The organism is Pseudofrankia coriaricola, from assembly GCF_032027725.1.
Lineage (GTDB): Bacteria > Actinomycetota > Actinomycetes > Frankiales > Frankiaceae > Pseudofrankia.
Genome location: NZ_JASNFO010000074.1, coordinates 18977 through 38718 on the forward strand (window position 1 = coordinate 18977; position 19742 = coordinate 38718).

20 protein-coding genes are annotated in these 19742 nt (G+C 70.4%); 12 read left to right on the forward strand and 8 right to left on the reverse strand.

Features of this window, described 5'->3' with window-relative positions:
• Positions 1-190: 190 nt before the first annotated feature.
• Together QOZ89_RS32915 and QOZ89_RS32920 are read right to left on the reverse strand one after the other, a co-directional pair.
• The gene (locus QOZ89_RS32915) at positions 191-2191 is read right to left on the reverse strand and encodes a tetratricopeptide repeat protein (protein ID WP_198543302.1); all 2001 of its coding nucleotides are present in this window, start codon (positions 2189-2191) and stop codon (positions 191-193) included.
• 38 nt (positions 2192-2229) lie between these two features.
• Positions 2230-3084, reverse strand: coding sequence for an SIR2 family NAD-dependent protein deacylase (locus tag QOZ89_RS32920; protein ID WP_071049747.1), 855 nt, complete (start codon positions 3082-3084; stop codon positions 2230-2232).
• Positions 3085-3706: 622 nt separating this feature from the next.
• On the opposite strand from QOZ89_RS32920, the gene QOZ89_RS32925 reads away from it, so the two are divergent.
• From QOZ89_RS32925 to QOZ89_RS32935, 3 genes are all read left to right on the forward strand, one after another.
• Entirely contained in the window at positions 3707-3844 is a 138-nt protein-coding gene (locus tag QOZ89_RS32925) for a hypothetical protein (RefSeq protein ID WP_157910526.1), read from the forward strand.
• A gap of 365 nt (positions 3845-4209) precedes the next feature.
• Positions 4210-4875, forward strand: coding sequence for a hypothetical protein (locus QOZ89_RS32930; protein ID WP_131804046.1), 666 nt, complete (start codon positions 4210-4212; stop codon positions 4873-4875).
• Between the two features lie 453 nt (positions 4876-5328).
• The gene (locus QOZ89_RS32935; protein WP_083418880.1) at positions 5329-5994 is read left to right on the forward strand and encodes a cutinase family protein; all 666 of its coding nucleotides are present in this window, start codon (positions 5329-5331) and stop codon (positions 5992-5994) included.
• Positions 5995-6162: 168 nt separating this feature from the next.
• On the opposite strand, the gene QOZ89_RS32940 is transcribed toward QOZ89_RS32935, so the two are convergent.
• Both QOZ89_RS32940 and QOZ89_RS32945 read right to left on the reverse strand, forming a co-directional pair.
• Complete coding sequence (locus QOZ89_RS32940; RefSeq protein ID WP_274536548.1) at positions 6163-6987, reverse strand: response regulator; 825 nt, start codon at positions 6985-6987, stop codon at positions 6163-6165.
• Complete coding sequence (locus QOZ89_RS32945; protein ID WP_071049792.1) at positions 6984-8141, reverse strand: sensor histidine kinase; 1158 nt, start codon at positions 8139-8141, stop codon at positions 6984-6986. Before QOZ89_RS32945 ends, QOZ89_RS32940 begins: the two co-directional genes overlap by 4 nt.
• Positions 8142-8282: 141 nt before the next feature.
• On the opposite strand from QOZ89_RS32945, the gene QOZ89_RS32950 reads away from it, so the two are divergent.
• Entirely contained in the window at positions 8283-9014 is a 732-nt protein-coding gene (locus QOZ89_RS32950; RefSeq protein ID WP_312627606.1) for a hypothetical protein, read from the forward strand.
• Between the two features lie 13 nt (positions 9015-9027).
• Here the strand turns inward: QOZ89_RS32950 and QOZ89_RS32955 are convergent, their stop codons facing one another.
• Positions 9028-10041 carry an LLM class flavin-dependent oxidoreductase gene (locus QOZ89_RS32955; protein WP_071049744.1) on the reverse strand — a complete coding sequence of 338 codons (1014 nt, stop codon included), beginning with the start codon at positions 10039-10041 and terminating at the stop codon, positions 9028-9030.
• Between the two features lie 133 nt (positions 10042-10174).
• On the opposite strand from QOZ89_RS32955, the gene QOZ89_RS32960 reads away from it, so the two are divergent.
• Entirely contained in the window at positions 10175-11047 is an 873-nt protein-coding gene (locus QOZ89_RS32960) for an SAM-dependent methyltransferase (RefSeq protein ID WP_397428886.1), read from the forward strand.
• A 101-nt stretch (positions 11048-11148) separates the two neighbouring features.
• Here QOZ89_RS32960 and QOZ89_RS32965 read toward each other — a convergent pair whose 3' ends face one another.
• Complete coding sequence (locus QOZ89_RS32965) at positions 11149-11580, reverse strand: zinc-binding dehydrogenase (protein WP_071049730.1); 432 nt, start codon at positions 11578-11580, stop codon at positions 11149-11151.
• Between QOZ89_RS32965 and QOZ89_RS32970 the strand changes: the two genes are divergently transcribed.
• Positions 11561-11911, forward strand: a complete 351-nt coding sequence (locus QOZ89_RS32970; RefSeq protein WP_241841852.1) for a winged helix-turn-helix transcriptional regulator — start codon at positions 11561-11563, stop codon at positions 11909-11911. The two genes, QOZ89_RS32965 and QOZ89_RS32970, sit on opposite strands and share 20 nt — an antisense overlap.
• A 184-nt stretch (positions 11912-12095) precedes the next feature.
• A complete protein-coding gene (locus QOZ89_RS32975) occupies positions 12096-12764 on the forward strand; it encodes a VOC family protein (protein ID WP_071049791.1) in 669 nt (222 codons plus the stop codon).
• Between the two features lie 171 nt (positions 12765-12935).
• On the opposite strand, the gene QOZ89_RS32980 is transcribed toward QOZ89_RS32975, so the two are convergent.
• Positions 12936-13586 (reverse strand): TetR/AcrR family transcriptional regulator, encoded by a 651-nt coding sequence (locus tag QOZ89_RS32980; RefSeq protein WP_071049728.1) that lies wholly within the window; start codon positions 13584-13586, stop codon positions 12936-12938.
• Positions 13587-13664: 78 nt separating this feature from the next.
• Between QOZ89_RS32980 and QOZ89_RS32985 the strand changes: the two genes are divergently transcribed.
• The 4 genes from QOZ89_RS32985 (at position 13665) to QOZ89_RS33000 (ending at position 16828) form a co-directional block, all read left to right on the forward strand.
• Positions 13665-14180 (forward strand): ester cyclase, encoded by a 516-nt coding sequence (locus tag QOZ89_RS32985; RefSeq protein ID WP_071049727.1) that lies wholly within the window; start codon positions 13665-13667, stop codon positions 14178-14180.
• Between the two features lie 184 nt (positions 14181-14364).
• The gene (locus tag QOZ89_RS32990; RefSeq protein ID WP_241841843.1) at positions 14365-15906 is read left to right on the forward strand and encodes an alpha/beta hydrolase family protein; all 1542 of its coding nucleotides are present in this window, start codon (positions 14365-14367) and stop codon (positions 15904-15906) included.
• A gap of 227 nt (positions 15907-16133) precedes the next feature.
• Positions 16134-16388, forward strand: a complete 255-nt coding sequence (locus tag QOZ89_RS32995; protein ID WP_071049726.1) for a type II toxin-antitoxin system VapB family antitoxin — start codon at positions 16134-16136, stop codon at positions 16386-16388.
• A complete protein-coding gene (locus QOZ89_RS33000; RefSeq protein WP_071049725.1) occupies positions 16385-16828 on the forward strand; it encodes a type II toxin-antitoxin system VapC family toxin in 444 nt (147 codons plus the stop codon). Before QOZ89_RS32995 ends, QOZ89_RS33000 begins: the two co-directional genes overlap by 4 nt.
• Positions 16829-17491: 663 nt before the next feature.
• On the opposite strand, the gene QOZ89_RS33005 is transcribed toward QOZ89_RS33000, so the two are convergent.
• Positions 17492-18574 (reverse strand): ABC transporter substrate-binding protein, encoded by a 1083-nt coding sequence (locus QOZ89_RS33005; protein WP_157910525.1) that lies wholly within the window; start codon positions 18572-18574, stop codon positions 17492-17494.
• Positions 18575-18991: 417 nt separating this feature from the next.
• Between QOZ89_RS33005 and QOZ89_RS33010 the strand changes: the two genes are divergently transcribed.
• Positions 18992-19714 carry an FAD-binding protein gene (locus tag QOZ89_RS33010; RefSeq protein WP_071049723.1) on the forward strand — a complete coding sequence of 241 codons (723 nt, stop codon included), beginning with the start codon at positions 18992-18994 and terminating at the stop codon, positions 19712-19714.
• The last annotated feature ends 28 nt before the right edge of the window (positions 19715-19742 follow it).

The window sequence follows — 19742 nt, forward strand, 5'->3', positions numbered from 1 at the left end:
TATCCAGCCGACGATCGCATGGACGGCATTTGGTAAGGGGACGGGCCGTTGGGGGCGATGCGCCCCGGCGGCGCAGCCTCCGGGCCGTCCAGGAATTTTGGCGCGGTTGACCGAGCCCGGTACCCACAGACGACCAGCACTGTTCCCCCTTGGTCCTCGCCCTGAGCCGACGCTCTGCCCGCCAGCTCGGTCAGCCGTTCGGCCGCTCGCCGCCGAGCTCCTCGAGCAGGCGGCGGGCGCCAGTGTGCTGGTGCGGCATGAGCGGCGGATCCGCGCCCTCCAGCGCCCCTCGCAGCAGGGCGACCGCGCGAGCGGTGTCCCCAGCTCTGGCGGCCACGACAGCGGCCCGCCACTGGACCGCGCCGTCGGCTGGCGCCCGCGCGAGCGCCGCGCCCGCGAGTGCCCGTGCCTCGTCGATGCGGCCGAGCTCCGCGAGAGCGTATGCGCGGGCGGCCTGCACCTCAGGCGAGCCCGCGGCGGCCGGCCTCAGCCTGGCCAGGTTGTCCAGGTCCTCCAGCGCGCCTTCGAAGTCGCCTAGTTCGGTGCGCAGCGCGCCGCGTCCCGCGAGCGCGTCCGCTGTGGCCGGCGCGTAGCTCAGGACCCCGCCGTAGACGCCCTCGGCCCCGCGTAGCTGGCCTGCCTGCCAAAGCGCGTGAGCGAGTTCGACTCGAAGCATGCGGTCGCCCTGCAGACGTGCCACGGCGCCCTGCAGGTCGCTCACGGCCTCGGCGTGGCGGCCCGCCCGTAGAAGGAGCTGGCCGATCGCGGCCAGCAGCATGCCGACCGCCGTCGAGTCCTGAACGAGCTCGAACAGCACCGCGGCCCGTCGGTAGCGGGTCTCAGCCTCGTCGTAGCGGTCGCCGTTGAAGGCCAGGTTGCCGAGGAAAGACTCTGCCTCCCCCAAGGTCCGCGGGTCCCCCCCGGCCAGCCGGACCGCCTCCTCCGCATGCTTGCGCGCGAGGTCGAGCTCACCGTCGGCGAGCGCGGCCTCGGCCGCGCGCAGGTAGTCGACCGGCCGGCCCAGCGGCTCGTCACTTTCCGGCCAACGCAGTCTGCCTGCCTGGATCGACTCGATCAGGCGGTCGTGCTGCAGCTCGTACCAACGAGATCCCGAGCGCCATTCCGCCTTGAGGAGATGCCGGTCCACCAAGGCGTGGGCGACAGCATTCGACATCCCCGCGGTCCGGCTTCTGCCCTCGTAGACCGTGTTCCGGGTACCCAGCTCGGTCAGGAAGGACCGGGCCAGCCAGTCGCGCAGAGCAGACTCCGCGATGTCATGCTCGCGGGCGACCTCCGAGATGGCTCGCGCGCAGAAGTCCGTAAGCGTGCGGTCGACGTCGCCGTAGTTGCGCAGGTGCTCAGCCGTGATCACGCTGACCTCGTCGGGCAGGGCCTCCCAGAGAGCGGAACAGACCACTTGCAGCTGCACCGGCTCGACCGTCTCGGCCTGGACTGACGCCGTCTCCCCCAGCCGGTCGGTGAAGTCGGTCGTGCGCAGGTCATCGACGAGGCGCTCGGCCACCCCGGGCGCGAAGGACCGACCGGTACCCGCCAGCGGGCGAGTCACCGCACGCAGCGCGGCGCCCACCGGCAGCGGCTCGACGTGGAAGCGCGTCCGCGAGTCGCTGGAGATCACGGCCTCGTACGGCAGAAGGCTGGCGAGGCTGTCCTCTCGGATCGAGATCAGCAGGCGCAGATGCGGCAGCGCCCGGATGGCCTCGGCGAGGTGATCAATAAACTCGTCGCGGTACCGCCGGCGGTGTGGAAGGTCACGGAACACCTCCTCGAACCGGTCAATCGCGGCGAGGACGGGGAGCGGGTCGTCGTAACGGTCAAAACGTTCGACGCGGCGGCTCAGAAAGTCGGTGACGGAGAGTCCGGAAAGCTGGTTGGGTGAATCGTGAGGTGACCATGAGGACAGCAGCGCGAAGGTATAGGGGTTGTGTCGCGAAAGCGCCGCCGTGGGTACTGGCGACGCCTGCGAGACCCGCCCCGGCGGTAGGATCTCGGCCGCCTCGGCAGCCACCCGCGCGCCGACTCCGGCCGTCACGAGCGACGTCTTTCCGACCCCGGACGGCCCATAGACCACGAGTAGCCGGTGGCTGGTCCACAGGGTCGCGACGTCGTATGACTCACGCTCCCGCCCGAAAAACAGGTCGGTCTCGTCCGGCTGGTACGAACGTGGACCCACGAAAGGGGGCCGGCGGCCACCAGCCGGCGCACCCCCCGTCATGCCGGCCCCATCAGAAATCGCAGCCGCTGGCAGAACTCCGCGGTTGTGCCCCAGAAGACGGTTATATTCCGCCTGTCGAAGTACCTGTCCAAGTAGTCTCGGGCGCGGGCATCCAGGCCCGTTTCTCCGTCCTCGCTGGGCGCGAGCTGCACGCTTATGTGACGTCGCAGGTGGACGGGGGCAAGCGTGCGTAGCAGGCTGTGAAAGAGGACCCGAAAATTCCAGTCCCCGTATCGGTATCCGATAAACAGCAGCGGGGCATTCTTCAGAGCCGGAAGCACCGAGGTCGGTACAATGCGTTGCATTGTGGTCCGATTCGCCGACAGATTCGCCACGAAGTCAAGATAGTCGTCCTCGGTGAGTACGAGTGTCCGAGGATCCTCGAAACTTCCGTACAAATGAAATACAATAGGATTTTCCACCATCGGTGGATCGGGGTCCAAACTCGGGGCGCCAATTTCGGATAGTGGGTCGTCCCACAGGCAGGCGAGCGCCCTGGGATCCTTTCCGGATGCGCGGAGGGCGCTCACCATAAAATTGTCATAGTTCGTCGTGACGTAGACCTTGAGGGGAAGCTCGGCGAGAAGCGCGTGTGGCTCGGAAAGGTCGGAAAAATCCGGCTGCCCCCGAGCGGCCAGTTCCTCCCTCAGCTGTTCCTTGACGTAGACGCCCTCGCCCTCGACCGTGGTCGCGTACTGCATGACACGCGGGAGTTCCGCCATTGAGTCTGGAAACGGGTAGGCGTAGCGGGCGGCCCAGACGGCGCTGAGGTGACTGTCGGTGGGCAGCGTCGGATGGCAGACACCGCCACCGAGGAACGGGGTGCACTCGCCGTTGCGAAGCTGGTTCACGAGCCGATCCCATGCTCGGTCGTCCACCCTGACCCCCGCCGGTCCGCCCACGTGCCTCGCAGCACCTGACACTCGACGAACTGTAGTAGGGCGACAGCGCAGACTGGAACGGGGGTGGGCACTACGGTACCTGAGTCTGCCACGACGACGCCGACGGCGCGGCTCACTGAGATATCTCAGGTGTGGTACGGCCCGTACGCTCCGACCGCCCGAAGCACCGGCGGGACACGTGCCCGCGATTCTCGCGGCCGCCGCCTGGCACGAAACGCTCTCTACATATGGCTCGAACGCCTGCTGTGGCGTGTCGGATATATCACGAGGCGGCGTAGTTGCCTGTATCCACAATTCTAGTAAGGCCATACTCGACGCCAGTCTTTGATGATCTCAAGATATACCCAATTTTTGGGTGTGATCTGTCGTTTCGCCGTGCTGTCGGGCCGCGTTCGGCCCCTGGTTGACGGCAAATCGTCGTGCCCTCGCGCTGGTTGGACCCTTCGTGCTCGGGGGACAGGTCTGGTCGGGAATTGATCCACAGGTCCGGTCTGCCGTCCTCACCCGGAAGGGCGGTGGTGCGCGTGGTGGCTGTCGGAGACGGCCGTCCGCGTCGACTGAGGTGCGTGGATTGTTCTGGCCACGCGGTGCCCTGGAGGAGGCGGCCCGACGCCGGCCGCCCTTCGTACCCGCGGACGTCGTCGAATCCGGCCTCTGGGCCGACCTGGAATGGAAGTGCGCCCAGATCGCGGCCGGCGATCCCGCTTGAGCCCGACCAGACGCAGGTCCTGCTGCGCACGCTGGCGATCAGCGTCGGCCGCGGCCAGGCCCGGTACGGCCGCGGGGCGCGCCACCGGCCCACGTTCCCCTCACCGGCGTCCCGAGGAGACGACCGCGGCCGCCGGCGCGCCGCTGTTCTTTCCCCCGAGTGGCATCGGGCTCATCCCTGACCAGACGGCTGACCATCCCGCTCGGAGGCGGGCGCCCGCGCCAGTGCCACGGATGACGATCCGGGGCGGTCGGGCACCGACAGTAGCCGCGGCCCGGCCGATCGAGGTCGGGAACCGCGCCGGCCCGGACACCGATCTTCATCGACAGGCCGGCCTGCCGCGGAGCACGTACGCGTCACGTGTCGTGACGGTCGCCCCGGAGCAAACCCGGGTGGGCCTTTCACCTACCACCGGTTACCAAGGCCATTCCGCGACGTACCGTGCTGAGACGTACCGTGCCGGCGTGAGCGTGAGCATGCTGTGGGCGGTCTCGGCCCTTGACGCACCTGCGCTGGAACGGTGGGCTCCGGTCTGGACAAGTCTGTTCGACGGATACGCGTCCCGGGAGGACCTGCGGACTTGTTGGCAGGGCTGGCTCGATGACGGTCAACCGGATGAGTCGTTCGCCCGGATGTTCTCCGCCGTCGCCCACGGTGGCTGGAAAGAGCTTTGGGACTTCTCCAACGAGTGCGCCTCGGAAGTGCTCACCGATATCCACGTCACTCGTCGATGCTCTGCGCCTGAAGCGTTGTTCTACGCGATCGGACCCGCGCGTGCCCGGTCGCTGCCCGGATTCCTCGGCAACTTCATCCTGACACCCGGCCAGCTCTCGGCGGCGCTACCGGGCATAGTGGCCGCGTTCTCCTTCTCACCGCGCGAGCGCATCCAGATCCGCGGCCGGGTGGACGAGGCGCTCGCCGACTCCGCGCCGCACGACATCGACGACGTCCTTGACACGCTTCCTCGGCGTGCCCGATGGGCGGCGGATCATAGCATGGGGTTGGTCAGTATCTGTCAGGCGATCACGTAGTGGGCTCGCGTCATCGCTCATCCGCGCTCCCGCAGGGCTTGTCCGTGCGCTCCTGGGCGGGTGCGCACGCGGGATTCTGGCGCCGCTCGGAGGCGGGGATCGAGCCGCGCTGGCGCGAGGCTGTTGTGTCAATGCGGCCCGACCTGGTTTTGGACGTCAAGCGGGCCGGGCCCTGCTCGCGGGTTTCCGCTGGTCAGCCGTATTGCTAGCCCAAAAGTGCCAGGCGATGGTCCTTTATAGCTAGGACCAGAGTCCCGGCAACCCGTTTGCCGCATCACCCGAGCCTGCAGTTTCACTCTGCAACAGAGGCCTAAAGGCCCTCATCGGCACCTACGTGCCATTTTTCCTTTGAATGGGCGCTCGTTACGTTCGCGCCGCTCCCGGCCACCCCCAAACCGGGACGGCGCCCGGCCCCCCACCGGGCAGCCAGCGACGAGGAAGGTGCTCGCGACGATGGTGCTCAAGAACGGAACTCTGTTCACATTCCTGGCGATGGCCGCGGCCTCAGCCGGAGGCATCTCCGGTTGCCCGGGGCCCGACTCGGGGCCGCCCACGCCCGTGAAGTGTGCCGACGTGGAGGTCGTCTTCGCCCGCGGCAGCGGGGAACTGCCAGGCCTCGGAATCACCGGTGGCCCGTTCGTCAGCTCCCTGAAGGCTGACCTGGCTGGCAAGTCCGTGAACTCGTATGCCGTGAACTACGCGGCCGACGTCGCCCAGACCTCGGCCGGCTCCGGCGCCACCGACATGACCAACCACGTCACCTCGGTGGCCGCCGAGTGCCCGAACACCAAGTTCGTGCTCGGCGGATACTCGCAGGGCGCCAGCGTCACCGATATCGCGATCGGCATCCCGACGCTGCTCGGCAGTGGCAAGACGATCCCGACAAACCTGGCTCCGCGGGTCTGGGCGGTTGTCGTCTTCGGCAACCCGCTGGCGCTGCTTGGGCAGCACATCCCGACCGCCAGCAAGCTCTACGGCTCCAAGGCACAGGAGTTCTGCGCGCTGGGTGACCCGGTCTGCGGCAACGGCGTCAACGGCGTGGCACATCTGACCTACGGTTCCAACGGAATGACCACCCAGGGCGCGGCGTTCGCGGCCAGCAAGGTCACGGGCTCCTGACCCCGTCCGGCGCGGGGGGGCGGGGGGCCCCCCCCCCCCCCCCCCCGGGGCCCCCCGGGCACTCCGTGGGACCGGAACTCTCGACGCGAGGCAATCACCCCTGCTGACTTCGACGACCGTGCATCAAGGGCTCTGGGCGCGGGATGGCCCGAGAAGCCCACGGCCGGGTCAGAGCAGGTCGTGGTCGCGGGCGTAGATGGCGGCCTGGGTGCGGTCGCGCAGGCCGAGACGGTCAAGAATGCGGGAGATGTGGTTCTTCACGGTCCCCTCGCTCAGGTAGAGCCGAGCGGCGATCTCCCGGTTGTTCAGCCCGGCCGCGACCTGACGCAGGACGTCGATCTCCCGTGGTGTCAGACCAGCGACCGCGGGCCTGACGGCTGACCAGTCAGCTGGCGGCGCCGCGGCGGCCGGCGGGACCGCGACCGGCGGAGCAGTGGCTGTACCGGCAGGTACGGAGGTGGGGATGAGGACGGGGAAGGGCGAGGCCCGTTCCAGAGCGGTGGTGAGGCGGGCGGCGGCGGCCGGGTCGAACTGGACCACGCCGGCATGGGCCAGCCGGACGGCGGCGGCGAGCTCGGCGGCCGGACGGTCCTTGAGCAGGTAGCCGGCGGCGCCCGCGCGCAGCGCACGCACCACATAGTCCTCGTCATCAAACGTCGTGAGCATCACCACCCGGCAGGCCGGCGCCCGCGCGGCCAGCTCCGCCGCCGCCGCGACGCCGTCCAGTACCGGCATCCGCACGTCCATGAGCACCACGTGCGGGCCGAGGGCCAGTGCCCGCTCGACGGCCTCCCGGCCGTCGGCCGCCGTGCCGACGACCTCGACACCCGGCTGGATGCCGAGAAGGGCGGCGATGCTCTCCCGGATCAGCCGCTGGTCGTCGACAACCAGCACCCGCACCGGCGGCGGCGCGGACGACGCGGAGACGCCCACGCCGGAGCCGGACTCGGACTCGGACGCGGGCCCGGATCCGGGAGCAGACGTTCCGGTCACGACACCGGCTCCGGCTGGTGGGGGATCGCGACGGCCAGGCGGGTACCCCGGCCTGGCTCGCTGTCGACCGTGACCGAGCCGCCGACGAGAGCCACCCGCTCGCGCATTCCACGCAGGCCGAACCCCTCCCGGCCGGCCTCGAACCCTCGGCCGTCGTCGGCGACGACGAGACGGGCCTCGGTCGGCGCGCAGCGGACGGTCACCACCGCCCGGGTGGCGTGCGCGTGCCGGCGGACATTGGTCATGCCCTCCTGCGCCGCCCGGTAGAGCGTCATCAACACGGCGGGCCCATACCGGCGCTCGTCGCCGGACCAGTCCACCGTCACGGCCAGCCGGCCGTCGTCGGTCCGCTGGGCCTGCCTCGCCAGCTCGTCCAGCGCCGTGGAAAACCGGAACGGGACCTCGCGCAGCGCACCGACGGAGCGACGGACGTCATCAAGCGCGAGCCGCGCCGACCGGTGCGCGTCCTCGACGGCGGCGTCCGCGGCCGCGGGGTCGCGGTCGCGGAAGGCGGCCGCCTTTTCCAGCAGGACCGAGATGGCGGTCAGATGGTGGCCGAGCCCGTCGTGGATGTCGCGGGCGACCCGGTTGCGTTCCGCGGCGGCGGACAGTTCGGCTACCCGCTCCGACGACGCCCGCAACCGCTCGTTCGCGTCCTGCGCGCGCGTCCTGCCGCGCCGTTCCTCGGCGGCGACCGCGGCCATCGCGATCGTCAGCACCAACCCGAGGACGAACATCAGCAGATCCGAGATGTGTTCCGGCGACCGGTACCAGTGGGGTTCGGTCAGCTGGAACGCCACGGCGATGGCCACAACGCAGCCAGCGCCGACCCCGATGCTCACCGCGCGGCCGAACGCGAAGTACGCGGTGAACGGCAGCAGCAGGAACAGCACCCGGGCAAGCCCGGCCCCGTCACCGGCGGCGACCAGAACGAACAACGCGGCGCGCGCGGCCAGCAACCCGACAGCCGCTGGCCGCGGGGCACCATCCGGGAACGCCCGCCGCTCGGCGAGATCCAGCACGGCCGCCGCGGCCAGCCCGCCAACGAACGGCAGCGGCCGCGTGTCACCCACACCGGCAAGGCCGGCGTACCCACCGGCGATCAGCACGCCGGCGTACAGGACGGGTGCGACCCACGGAACCGGCGGTGACACGGCGTCAGGGTACGTCGGCCGGCGCACTCGCCGATATACCCGAAAGGCACGTGCCCGCGGGCATGGTCGCGCACCGGGTGCCGAAGGGCATGCGGCTGGTGGGCACTTCCGGCGCGCATCGCCTCTTCCTACGGTCCGGGCATGTTCTTTCTTCTGCGTTTCGGAGCGGTCAGTGGCCTGGTGGCCGGCCTCTTTGTCGCGGTGCCCGGCATGATCGAGGCGTTCACCGGCGAGACTCTGGCTACCAGCCTGGTGCTCGGCGTCTCGCCGGCACTGGCGGTTCCACTGCTGCCGGCGCTGCGCCTCGGCCTCCTGGCCGCCGGCGACCGGCGACCGGCGGGCCAGTCGCGCCGGCCGGGTGCAGCCAACCCGTCCATCTCCCCGGCTGGGGCTGGGGGTGGGAGCGGTGGCGGTGGCGGTGGCGCCTTCGCTGATGCCGCGTTCGCGGTCAACCTGGTCGGGTTCGGGCTGTTCGGCGGGGCCGCCTATGCCCTGAACGTCGTTGTCTACCCGCTGGGCGAGGACACCGACCTCGCCACGGCGAGCCGCGCCGCGCTATTGGCCAGCGCCGCGGTCTTCGTCGTCGGCGTGGTGTTGTTCGGGATCGCCCTGCTGCGTTCGGGCGCCTACCCGCGTACGCCGGTCTGGCTCTACCTGCTGGGGTTTCCGCCGTTCGCGCTCGCCGCGCGGCTGCCGGACACCCCGGTGACCAGCATGCTGCACGTGCTTGTCGGGTTTGCCGTTGGCTGGCTTGCCCTTTCTTGCTGGCGGATCGCCCGCGAGAGCCAAGCGGCGCCGGCTCCGCCCGGTCCCTCGGCCGGCGTGCTGGCCCGGCCCTCAGCCCGGCCGTCTGTCTCGGCCGGTCCCGCCTGACCGTCCTACGTTCCTAGGTCGCCTGTGTCCGATGCCTGTGCCCGTCCAGCAGGCGGCGCACCTCGGGGGCGAGCCCGCCGAGCTGGGCGAGCTGGTGGCGTGCCTCGGCCGGGGTGATGCCGGGAACGTGCAGGCGGACGTTGACGGCGTCGCAGCCAGCGGTGATCACGTCGGCCGCGAGCCGCTCGGCCAACGCGGTCGGGTCGTCGTCGGCGATGAGGGCGTCGTCCGCCCAGTGGGAGACCGCCGCCGACGCCGCGTAGCCGCGGTAGACCTGTACCTGCCTGGCCTGGCGGCTGGTCGGCGGCGGGCCGAGCCAGATCCTGCGGACGATGACGCAGGCCCGCTCGCCGCCCGCCTCCCGGTAGGCGTCGGCGAGCTGGCGGCAGCGCGCGACGGTGGACATCGAGTCGAAGAGCAGGCCGGCGCCGGCGGCGGCGGCCCTGCGCACGGCCGCCGGGCTCATGGCCGCGCTGACGAGCGGGATCGGGGCGTCGGCGCAGGCCGCGACGGCCGGGTCGTTCGCCAGCGGTCCAGGGTCGCGACCGGACAGGGCACCCGCCACCTCCGCGAGCCCGGCGGCGAACCGCCGCGTCAGCCCGTCCTTGGTGGTCCCAAGGATGTCGAAGTCGTCCTGGAGCGATCCGGCGGCGACGCCCAGGCCCACGCGGCCCGGAAACCGGGCCGCCAGCCACGCCGTCTCCTCGATGACCAGCGCCGTCTGGCGCAGCGGGAGCAACAACGGGCAGGCGGCCGCCCAGCCCGCGGCCATGGCTTCCAGCGCCCAGCTCGCCATCTGCAATGGGTTGGGGATGTAGCCGGCGAATCCGCCGTGGTGCTCGCTGGTCATGACGCCGTCGAAGCCGGCGTCGGTGGCCAGCGCGGCCTGTGCCCGCAGCTCGACCACTGTCTGCCGGGCGCTCATCGGCGGCTCCACCGCGTGCGGGTAGAGGCGTAACGAAACCGAACCGGCCGACAGCGGGGCCAACGGGGCCGGCGGCGCCAACGGCGTCTTGATAGCGCTCACGACCGGCTCACCTCCACTTGGCGATCTGACGCGGCTGGCCCCTGGAGGGAGCGCGCGAGACCGACCTGCGCCTGATAGGCCGGCACTATGATGCCGGCACAGGGACATTTCCGGCAGTAGGGGGTCACTCGCGGTGGGGGATGCGAGCGCGCGGACGGCGGGCACTGCCAGCTCGGCGGGGCCGACGGAGACTCGCCCGGCCGCCCCGGCGGACCTGAGGACGGACCGGGCGCACTCGGCGCGGATGTACGACTACTACCTCGGCGGGAAGGACAACTTCCCGGCAGATCGCACGGCCGCGGAGCAGGTCAAGGCGGCCCTGCCCGAGGTTCCGCAGGCGGCCGTGCAGAACCGGCTGTTCCTGGTCCGCGCGGCCAGGTTCCTGGCTGCCGAGGTCGGCATCCGCCAGTTTCTGGACATCGGCACCGGGATCCCCACGAGCCCGAACCTGCATGAGGTCGTGCAGGGCGTCGCGCCCGAGTCCCGGGTTGTCTACGCGGACAACGACCCGATCGTGCTTGCGCACGCCCGTGCCCTCTTGACCAGCAACATGCAGGGGCGCACCGCCTACGTCGATGCGGACGTCCGCGAACCGGGGCGCATCCTCACCGCGCCGGAGCTGCTCGACACGCTCGACCTGACCCGCCCGGTCGCCCTCTCCCTCGTCGCGATCCTGCACTTCGTCTCCGACGAGGACGGCGCCTACGAGGTCGTCCGCGAGCTGGTGGCCGCGCTGCCCGCCGGCAGCTACCTGATGCTCAGCAGCCTCACCGCCGACTACAACCCCGCCTCGGTGAACACCGCGGTCGGCGTGTACCACGCGCAGGGCCTTACCTGCGTGGCGCGCGGTCGCGACGCGTTCGTCCGTTTCTTCGACGGCCTCGACATCGTCGAGCCCGGCCCGACGCCAACGCATCTCTGGCGTCCCGACACGACCGCCCCGCCCAGCCTGGAGGCGGAGGCCGGCGGCAACATCATCTACGCCGCGGTCGCCCGCAAGGCCTAGCGCCGCGACAGCAAGCGTCCGCCTACTCGCGGCCACCCTCTGTTATCCGCGGCTGGCAGGGGTCATGTGACCTCCTCCCGGGTCTGGATGGGCGTCCGGCGCTACGGGAGCAGCACGATCTTGCCCTGAGTGCGGCCGGTCTCGATGAGTTCGTGTGCCTTGGCGGCCCCGGCGAGCGGCAGGGTCTGGCCCACGTCCACCCGGAGGGCGCCGCGGGCAACCAGCTCGGTGAGGTGCCGAAGGTCGTCGCCGGAGCGTTTGACCCCGAACTGCGCGAAGCGCAGGCCTCGGTGGGCGGCGAGTGCGCGGACCTGGGCGCGGTCCGGTCCCGTACCGCGTACGTCGATGAGCACGCCGCCGGCTGCCAGGACGTCCAGCGAACGCGGACCGTATTCCTCGGCCATCGGGTCGATCACCACGTCGATCTCGCGCAGCACCGCGGCGAAGTCGACGCTGGTGTAGTCGACCAGTTCGTCGGCGCCCAGCTCGCGCAGGAACGCCTGCTTGGCGACCGTGCTCGAGGTACTGGCCAACAAGTGGGCGCTCTACGTGTTGTCCGCCCTGCGGCGCGCTGACGGGCCGATGCGCTTCAACGAGCTGCGCCGGCTGCTCGGCGACATCACGCAGAAGATGCTCACCCAGACACTGAAGACCCTCGAGCGTGACGGGCTCGTATCGCGCACCGTCTACCCGACGGTCCCGCCCCGCGTCGAGTACGCGCTGACCGAGCTCGGCATCGATGTCGGCAAGCTGACCGACGCCGTCGGCGAGTGGGCGGTGGTTCACGCTCCAGAGATCATCGCCGCCAGAGGGCTTTACGACCAGCGCGCCAGCCAGCCCCCGGTGCCCATGACCATGACCTAACCCGGCCACGGCCGCGCGGGCGGGAAGCCAGGCGAGGTCCGTGACGGCACGCGCCTCGTGGGCGTACCGAAACGCGGCCCGGGGACACCCCCGGCGGGACACAGAGGTCGCCATCCGGGAGGGCGACCAGATCGGTCAGGAATGGAGAAGCGTTCGGTAGCGGGCCGCACCTAGCGTGACCGGCATGGCTTCCATCGAATCCGTCACCCTTGAGGTGACCGACCCGACCGCCGCCAGCCGCTTCTACAGCGACGCCTTCGACCTGGACGAGCAGATCTGCCTCCGGGCGGCGGAGACACCGACGACCGGCTTCCGCGGTTTCACGTTGTCGCTCACGGTGTCCCAGCCGGCCAACGTCGACAGCCTCATCGGCACGGCCCTCGAGGCTGGCGCGTCATCGCTGAAGCCGGTGACGAAATCGTTCTGGGGCTACGGCGGCGTCGTCCAGGCCCCGGACGGGACCATCTGGAAGATCGCGTCCTCGGCGAAGAAGGACACCGGCCCGGCCAGCCGGCAGATCGAGCAGATCGTGCTCCTGCTCGGAGTCGCCGACGTCGCGGCGAGCAAGCGGTTCTACGTCAACCACGGCCTCGCTGTGGGGAAGAGCTTCGGCCGCATGTACGTCGAGTTCGACACCCCGTCCAGTCCCGTCAAGCTGGCGCTCTACCGGCGCCGCGCACTCGCGAAGGACGCCGGCGTCTCTCCCGACGGGACCGGATCGCACCGGCTCGTGATCGCCGGCGATTCCGAACCTTTCACCGATCCGGACGGGTTCGCGTGGCAGACCTCGGCGGCATCCCCTTCCCAGACCCGTCTTTCCGAAGGTCAGCTGAACCGCGTCGCGGCCGAATAAGCCGGAGGCGCCCTTCCGGGCAGGACTTCTGTCCGCATCCCTGACGCGATGAGGTCCGCTGGCAGTCGTCGAGCGGGCCCCCGCCCTGGGGAACAGCCCTCGGCGTCGAACGTCGGCTCTCCGGCGCCGCGGACATGATTGTGCGGGACTGTCCGGCCGACTTCTGCCCGGTCAGGTCAGGCTGGTGACCAGGGTGTCGGCGAGCCAGCGTTCGTAGTCGTCGTGGGACCAGCCGCGTTCCACGACGAGGAGGCGGTACAGGTCGGGTGAGATGAGCGCCCAGACCGTGTCGCGGGCGAGGCCGAGGTCGAGGCCGGGGCGCAGGCCGCCGATTTCGGCGAGGTGGGTGACCATGACGGTGGCGCCGGTCAGGCGCTCCAGGTCGGTGGTCGCGGCCAGCGCCTCGAGGTCGGGGTCGCCGCCGCTGCGCGCCCCGGCCAGCAGCACGCCCGTCAGTGGTCCGATCCGCTCGCCCAGTGACCGGGCGATGGCGGCGTAGCGGCGCAGTTTCGACGCCGGGTCGGGGTCGGCGCGTAGTGCCTTGAGCTCCGGACGGTCCACCAGGGGAACGGGTTCGTCGTCGCCGACCAGAGCGACGTCGTAGACGGCCTTGACCAGGGCCGCCTTGGTGCCGAACGCCTTGTAGACGGTCTCGACGGAGACGCCGGCGGCGCGGGCGATGTCGGTCATCGTGGTGGCCCGGTAGCCCTGGGCCAGCAGCAGGTCATGGGCGGCGGTGACGATCTGCCGACGGTTGCGCCGCGCCTGTTCGGCCCGGCCCCGGTTGTCGTATCCGCGACGAGTCTTGGCGCGATCCTCCATGGTTCCTTACTGTCCTCCAGTAACGAATACAGACGGCATGTCTTCGAATCTGGAGACTAGACCACCACGAGGTGACCCATGCAAGGCACACTCTCGCTCACGGCGCTGGCGCGACGCAGCATCGAGATCATGGCGACCGGCGACTTCGACGACTTCGTCGAGGTCGTGCACCCGCTGGCCACCAACCGGGAGGCGGAGCAGGAGCCGCCGGCCTGCCGAGGCCAGGGACCGGAAGCCTTCTTCGCCACTGCCCAGTGGCTGCGGCGCTCCTACGCCGACCTGCACTGGCAGGTGCACGACGCGGTGGAACAGGACGACGTCGTGGCGCTGCACTGCACGATGAGCGGCCGGCACGTCGAGCCGTTCGTCGCCTACGACGCCGAGGGGCGCGTCGAGCGGGCCTTCCCGCCGACCGGGCGGCGTTTCGCCACCACGCAGACGCACTGGTTCCGCATCGCCGAAGGGAAGGTCATCGAGCACTGGGCCAACCGCGACGACCTGGGCACCGCCACCCAGCTGGGCTGGGTCCCGCCGACGCCGGCCTACCTGGTCCGCTCGGCCCGGGCCACCCGCCGCGCCCGCCGGGCCGCGTAGACGATCTGCCGGTAGCACGAGCGGGGCAGCGCTGCTAGCCTCACCGGATTCCTTTAGTTGATTCAACCTGGTGAACCCGGCACGTCTCGCCTGGCTCTGGCCGTCAGAGGTGCGGATGATGGCACGTCCCAACCGGCTTCCTCCTCGACGTCTTCCTCCTCGACGTCTTCCTCCTCGACGTCCAGTGCGGCTGGCGGGTGCGGTCCTCACCCTGCTGGCGCTCGTCTCCTGCGGCGGCTCCGGTGCTTCGGCCCCGCAGTCGCCGCGGCCCGTCGCCGCCGGCGCCGCGCCGGCCGCCGCGGGCACAGGTCCGGTGATGGCCGCCAGAACGGTGAAGGTGGCGTCGCTCGACGGCACCCAGATCGTGACGCACTTCTTTCCGGCCACCGGCCTGCGGGCCGGTGGCCGCGCTCCCACCGTGCTGGACGGCCCCGGCTGGGGCCAGCCTGGTGAGACCGACCCGGCGACGGGCAGCGTCGCGCCGCTGGTGGCCGCCGGCTACAACGTCGTGACATGGGATCCGCGCGGATTCGGCGGGTCCGGCGGAACCGCGCACACCGACTACGCACCGTTCGAGGGCCGCGACGTGACCGCGCTGGTGGCCTGGCTTGCCCGGCAGCCGGAGACGCAGCTCGACGCGACCGGTGATCCTCGGGTCGGCATGGTCGGGAGCAGCTACGGCGGGGGAATCCAGTTCATCGCGGCGGCGTCCGATCCGCGCATCGACGCGATCGTCCCGGCCATCGCGTGGCATTCCCTACCGGAGAGCCTCTATCCCGATGGCGCGAACAAGGCCGGTTGGGCCGGCCTGCTGTGCCAGATCGGCCAGAGCGGCAAGAACCGCCTCGACACGCATGTGATCGACTCGTGCCGGTCGGCCACCGCCTTCGGCCAGCCATCGACAGAGATCATGGACTGGTATGCCGACCACGGCCCGGCGTCGCTGCTCGGGAAGATCCGCGTGCCGACGCTGATCATCCAGGGCACCGTGGACACGCTCTTCCCGCTCGCCCAGGGCGTCGAGAACTACCAGGCGCTGCGCGGCCGGGTGCCGCTGAAGATGGTCTGGTTCTGCGGCGGCCACGGCGAGTGCCTGACGAATCCCGGGCCGTCCGACCACACCGAGCAGCTCACGATCAGCTGGCTCGACCGATACCTCAGGCAACGGCAGGGCACGGCGACCGGCCCGGGGTTCGAGTACGTCGACGACACCGGTACCTGGTACGGCGCCGACTCGTTCCCGCTCGCCGCCACCGGCTCGCTCACCGCCACCGGCCAGGGCGTTCTCACCCTCGACCCGAGCGTGACGTCCGGGTCGGCGACCGCCGCGGCGCCGGCCGCCGCCGGCACGGCCGTCGAGGCCGCCGTCCCGCCGCCGTCGGCCCCGGGCGCGATCGTCGGCGCGCCCAGACTCATGGTCGACTACCACGGCACCGCGGAACCGGCCGGGGCGGTCGTGTACGCCCAGCTGGTGGACGCCGACCGGCACGTCGTCGTCGACAACCAGGCGGTCCCGGTCCAGCTCCGCCTCGACGGGCAGCAGCACAGCGTCAGCGTCGACCTCGCCACGGTGGCGTGGCACGTGACCCCCGGCAGCCACCTGGCCCTGCAGGTGGTCGCCGGATCGGCCCTGTTCGCGCCGCAGACCTCCCGGGGCAGCGTCTCGCTCTCGCTGTCCCTGACCGTCCCGCTGGCGAAGGCCGGCACCCCCGTTCAGGCCTCCTGACCGCCCGCCCGCGATGGGTGGAGGCTCGGGCCTCAGGCAAGATTCCTGAGGTGGTGCCGGGTCGAGTACTGTTTGACCCGGCACTGCCGGTATCGGCTCGGAGGGCCCGGCTCCGAGGTACCGCGAGGTGCGCGGCATCGCGCGGATCGGCATACCTGTCATCAGGCCTTCAGGACAGTGCCAACCTAGGCTGCCCGCCTGGAGTATGGGAATATGGGAGGACGCGTATGGTCAGCAGTATGAAGACGACCGTCGACCTGCCGGATGCGCTCGTTCGCGAAGCGCAGGACGTGGCCCGCGCTGAGGGCACCACGCTGCGGGCTCTTCTCGAGGACGGCCTCCGCGCCGTACTCGCGCGGCGCCGTTCCACGGCCCGGTTCGAGCTGCCGGACGCGTCCGTGGACGGCGACGGCGTGCGCCAGGAGTTCCGTGGCGCCAGCTGGGACGACCTCCGCGCTGCGGTCTACGGTGACCGCGCATGATCGCGGTCGACACCAACATCCTCATTTATGCACACCGCCGCGATTCGCCATTCTACGAGCCTGCGGCGCGTGTCGTCCGCGACCTGGCGCAGTCCAACGCGGCCTGGTCCATCCCGTGGCCCTGTGTGCACGAGTTCTATTCAGTAGCGACCCACGCCCGGATCTACGATCCGCCCAGCCGGCCAGATCAGGCCATCACGCAAGTTGAGGCATGGCTCGGTTCCCCATCGCTGGTGCTTCTCCACGAGGGCGCTACCTACTGGCCGACTTTGCGCGCAATGCTCGAATCCGGGAAGGTCCAAGGGCCTATGGTCCACGACGCTCGTATCGCCGCGCTGTGTCGTGCAAACGGCGTCCGAGAGCTTTGGAGCGCCGATCGAGACTTCGGCCGGTTCCCGGACCTGACCGTGCGTAATCCGCTCGTCGTCGGCGGACGTTGAGGGCCAGAACCGATCGGCCCGAAGCTCTTAGAATTACCGTTTGCCAGCAAGTGACAAGCTGAGGTCAAGCATGATGCACGGCGGGCCGCGCGACCGCCTGCCCGTGGCCCAGCAGTTGCGCTCGCCTACATGTTGACCGCCGTGTTGGGCCACCCACCGCCTCCTGCCGACCACTCAGAACCCGGCTGTGAAGGCCGCGGTGGCCATCGAGGATTGCGGCTCCGAACCTGCCTGCCGAGCACGGCCAAGGGGGTTCGGACGGACCATACGGACGTCGGGTATGCCTCCAGCGGAGTCCGCTCAGTGGCATACCCGACGCTCGCACGTCGCGGGAGACAAGAGATCTCAGGCCGGCGATACCGCTACTGCGCCCTCGGCGGTGGCCGGCCGGCGTCAGCTCCTCGCGGGCGTGTCGACGGTGACGGGGTGACCGGCGGCGGCGGAGACGGCGTCGTGCACGGTGACCGATCGCCACGGCGAGACCGCTGACGGACCCCGCCCGGCGGAGGGCCTCGCGCCCGGCGGGGCACGGGCCGGCCTGGGCGGCGGGCTGACCCGTCACCCGTCACCCGTCACCGGTGACGGGTCGTCGCCCGAGGCGGGCATCCCGGCCGGGGCCGGCCGTTCACCGCCTCGGGCGACGCGTCCGGCCTCAGGCAGTCGTCATCCAGAGGTCAGCGCCTTGAAATGCGCGCGGAAGTCCGCGACCGCGGTCGGCGTGAGCTTGGTCAGGTCGGGCACACGCACGTCCGCGACGTAGGCGACGCTGCCCGGGATGTTCCGCATGATGGAGGCGGCCTTGTACGCGATGGCCTCCTGGCCCTCCTGGCTGATGTAGAAGTTGGCGAGCAGCTGCGCCGCGTTGGGGTGTGGAGCCTTGGCGACGATGCTGCTGTAGAACCGGGCACCCCACGCGGGCTTGGGGATGAGGTAGTCGACGGGCGCCCCGTTCTTCTTCTCATCGGTGAGGGCCTGGGTCGCCAGGGCGGCGCTGATCTGCCCGCTGGTGAGGCTCTGCGCGAGGGGCAGGACGCTCGGGAAGATCTGTGGCTTGCTCTTCAGGACGTCGTCGACGAACGCGGCGCCGTTCTGCTCCTGCAGGTAGAAGTAGAAGTCCACCACCGAGGGCGAGGCGGCCGGGTCGGGAACACCGATCTTGCCCTTGAGCTTCGGGTCGAGAAGATCCTTGTAGCTCTTCAGCCCATTCGGGACGGACTGCGTGTTCCAGGAGAGGGCGAAGACCGCCGCGCTGGTCACGAACGAACCGCTCGGGGTCATGTTGGCCGTTGTGTCGTAGGTGTCGTTGGTGAAGCTCGGACCGGTCGGCTTGGTGAACCAGCCGGCCTCGCCCTTTGCCTTGACGTAGGCGCTGTCGGTGATGGTGACGACATCGGCGATCGCGTTGCTGCCGTGCTCGGCGTCGAGCTTCGCCTCGGCCGGCGCGTCGGTTATGCGCAGCACGTCGACCTTGATGCCGTACGCCTTCTGGAAGCGTTTGGCCAGGTCCTGCAGCTGGTCGGTGCCCTGGGCGGAATAGAGGGTAACCGAGCCTTCCTTCTTAGCGGCGTCGATGACGGCCTGCCACTGCGGGCTCACTGGCGCGGAGCTGGCCGCGCCAGACTGTGCCGCGCCTGGCTGGCCGCTCGCGTCGCCGCTGCCGCCGCCACAGGCGCTGACCAGGGCCACCACCGCCACGGCCGCGGGCAGCGACCGTAACAAGCACCGCCGAAGCCGAGAGCGTGCCATCAGACCTCCTTCAAGTCCGTGGGACGCGCGGGCCATCGCGGCCACTCCGCCCCACCCCACCCGGAACTGAACTGACTTCAGTTTGGTAGGCGAGACAATAGGGTGGATCTCGTCTTGTGACAACAGTCACGGTCCCTGCTCGCCCTGTTGGCGGGATCGGCTCATGGTCACGACCGTCCTGTCCTGGGATGACCGTCAAGGTGATCTGTCGGGCAACCCTGGCTTGACCGAGTTCCTCATGATAATAACGCTCCTGTGAGCGCGGTCTCACCCGCCAGGGCCGATCCGAGGTGACCGGTCCCGGTGACCGCCCACGGCGTTCTCGCCGGCACGCAAGGAGGTTCCCATGGACAGCCTGACGGTTGATCTGCTCGTCATCGGCGCCGGCATGGCCGGGCTCTCCGCCGCGGCCGCCGCGTGCCGGGTGGCGTCTTCGGGGTCGACGGCGCCGGGTTCTACGGCCACCTGGTCCCCTACGGCGTCGACCTGGTCGACCCGTCGCAGTTCGTCTCGCTGTCCCAGTTCTACAGCCAGGAGGGTCTGCTCTTTAACCTCCGCGGCGAGCGCTTCGTCGACGAGAGCGTGAGCGACGCCGTGAGCACCATGGCCGTCCTGGAACAGCCCGAGGCAAGGGCGCTGCTTGTGATCGACCAGCGGGTCCGGGACTGGTGGCGCGACACCCCGCTGGTTCCCGGCGGCGCCCTCGGGCCCGAACGCTTCGAGCTCGCGTCCCGGCGGGGCGCGCGCTGCGCGGTCGCGAACGACGTCGACGAGTTCGCCGACCTGCCCGAGGAGTGGGGCTACGACGCGCCCACGATCCGCGACGCCCTGCGCGCGGCCAGCACGGCGGAGCCGCCCGGGCCACGGCGGCGCTACGACGACCGCCCGCTCGCCGACCCGCCCTATTACGTCGTCGACGTCTGCCCGGCGATCACATTCACCTTCGGCGGCCTCGTCACGGACGCCGACGCGCGCGTCCTCGACAGCCGGGGCATGCCCGTGCCGGGCCTGCTGGCGGCCGGCGCCGACGCCGGCGGGACGTTTGTGCGCGACTATGCGGGCGGTCTCGCGAACGCGCTGGTCTTCGGCCTGGCGGCGGCCGCGGCCACGGCGCGCGAGACCCGCACGGCCACGGCATGACCGCGCCCACCGGCCGGCGGAGCCGGAC

What these genes read in the sequence shown, in the direction of transcription:
- QOZ89_RS32935 (WP_083418880.1), top strand. Translation starts at nt 5,329, where the DNA reads ATGGTGCTCAAGAACGGAACTCTGTTCACATTCCTGGCGATGGCCGCG.
- QOZ89_RS32950 (WP_312627606.1), top strand. Translation starts at nt 8,283, where the DNA reads ATGTTCTTTCTTCTGCGTTTCGGAGCGGTCAGTGGCCTGGTGGCCGGC.
- QOZ89_RS32975 (WP_071049791.1), top strand. Translation starts at nt 12,096, where the DNA reads ATGGCTTCCATCGAATCCGTCACCCTTGAGGTGACCGACCCGACCGCC.
- QOZ89_RS32980 (WP_071049728.1), bottom strand. Translation starts at nt 13,586, where the DNA reads ATGGAGGATCGCGCCAAGACTCGTCGCGGATACGACAACCGGGGCCGG.
- QOZ89_RS32985 (WP_071049727.1), top strand. Translation starts at nt 13,665, where the DNA reads ATGCAAGGCACACTCTCGCTCACGGCGCTGGCGCGACGCAGCATCGAG.
- QOZ89_RS32995 (WP_071049726.1), top strand. Translation starts at nt 16,134, where the DNA reads ATGGTCAGCAGTATGAAGACGACCGTCGACCTGCCGGATGCGCTCGTT.
- QOZ89_RS33000 (WP_071049725.1), top strand. Translation starts at nt 16,385, where the DNA reads ATGATCGCGGTCGACACCAACATCCTCATTTATGCACACCGCCGCGAT.
- QOZ89_RS33005 (WP_157910525.1), bottom strand. Translation starts at nt 18,574, where the DNA reads ATGGCACGCTCTCGGCTTCGGCGGTGCTTGTTACGGTCGCTGCCCGCG.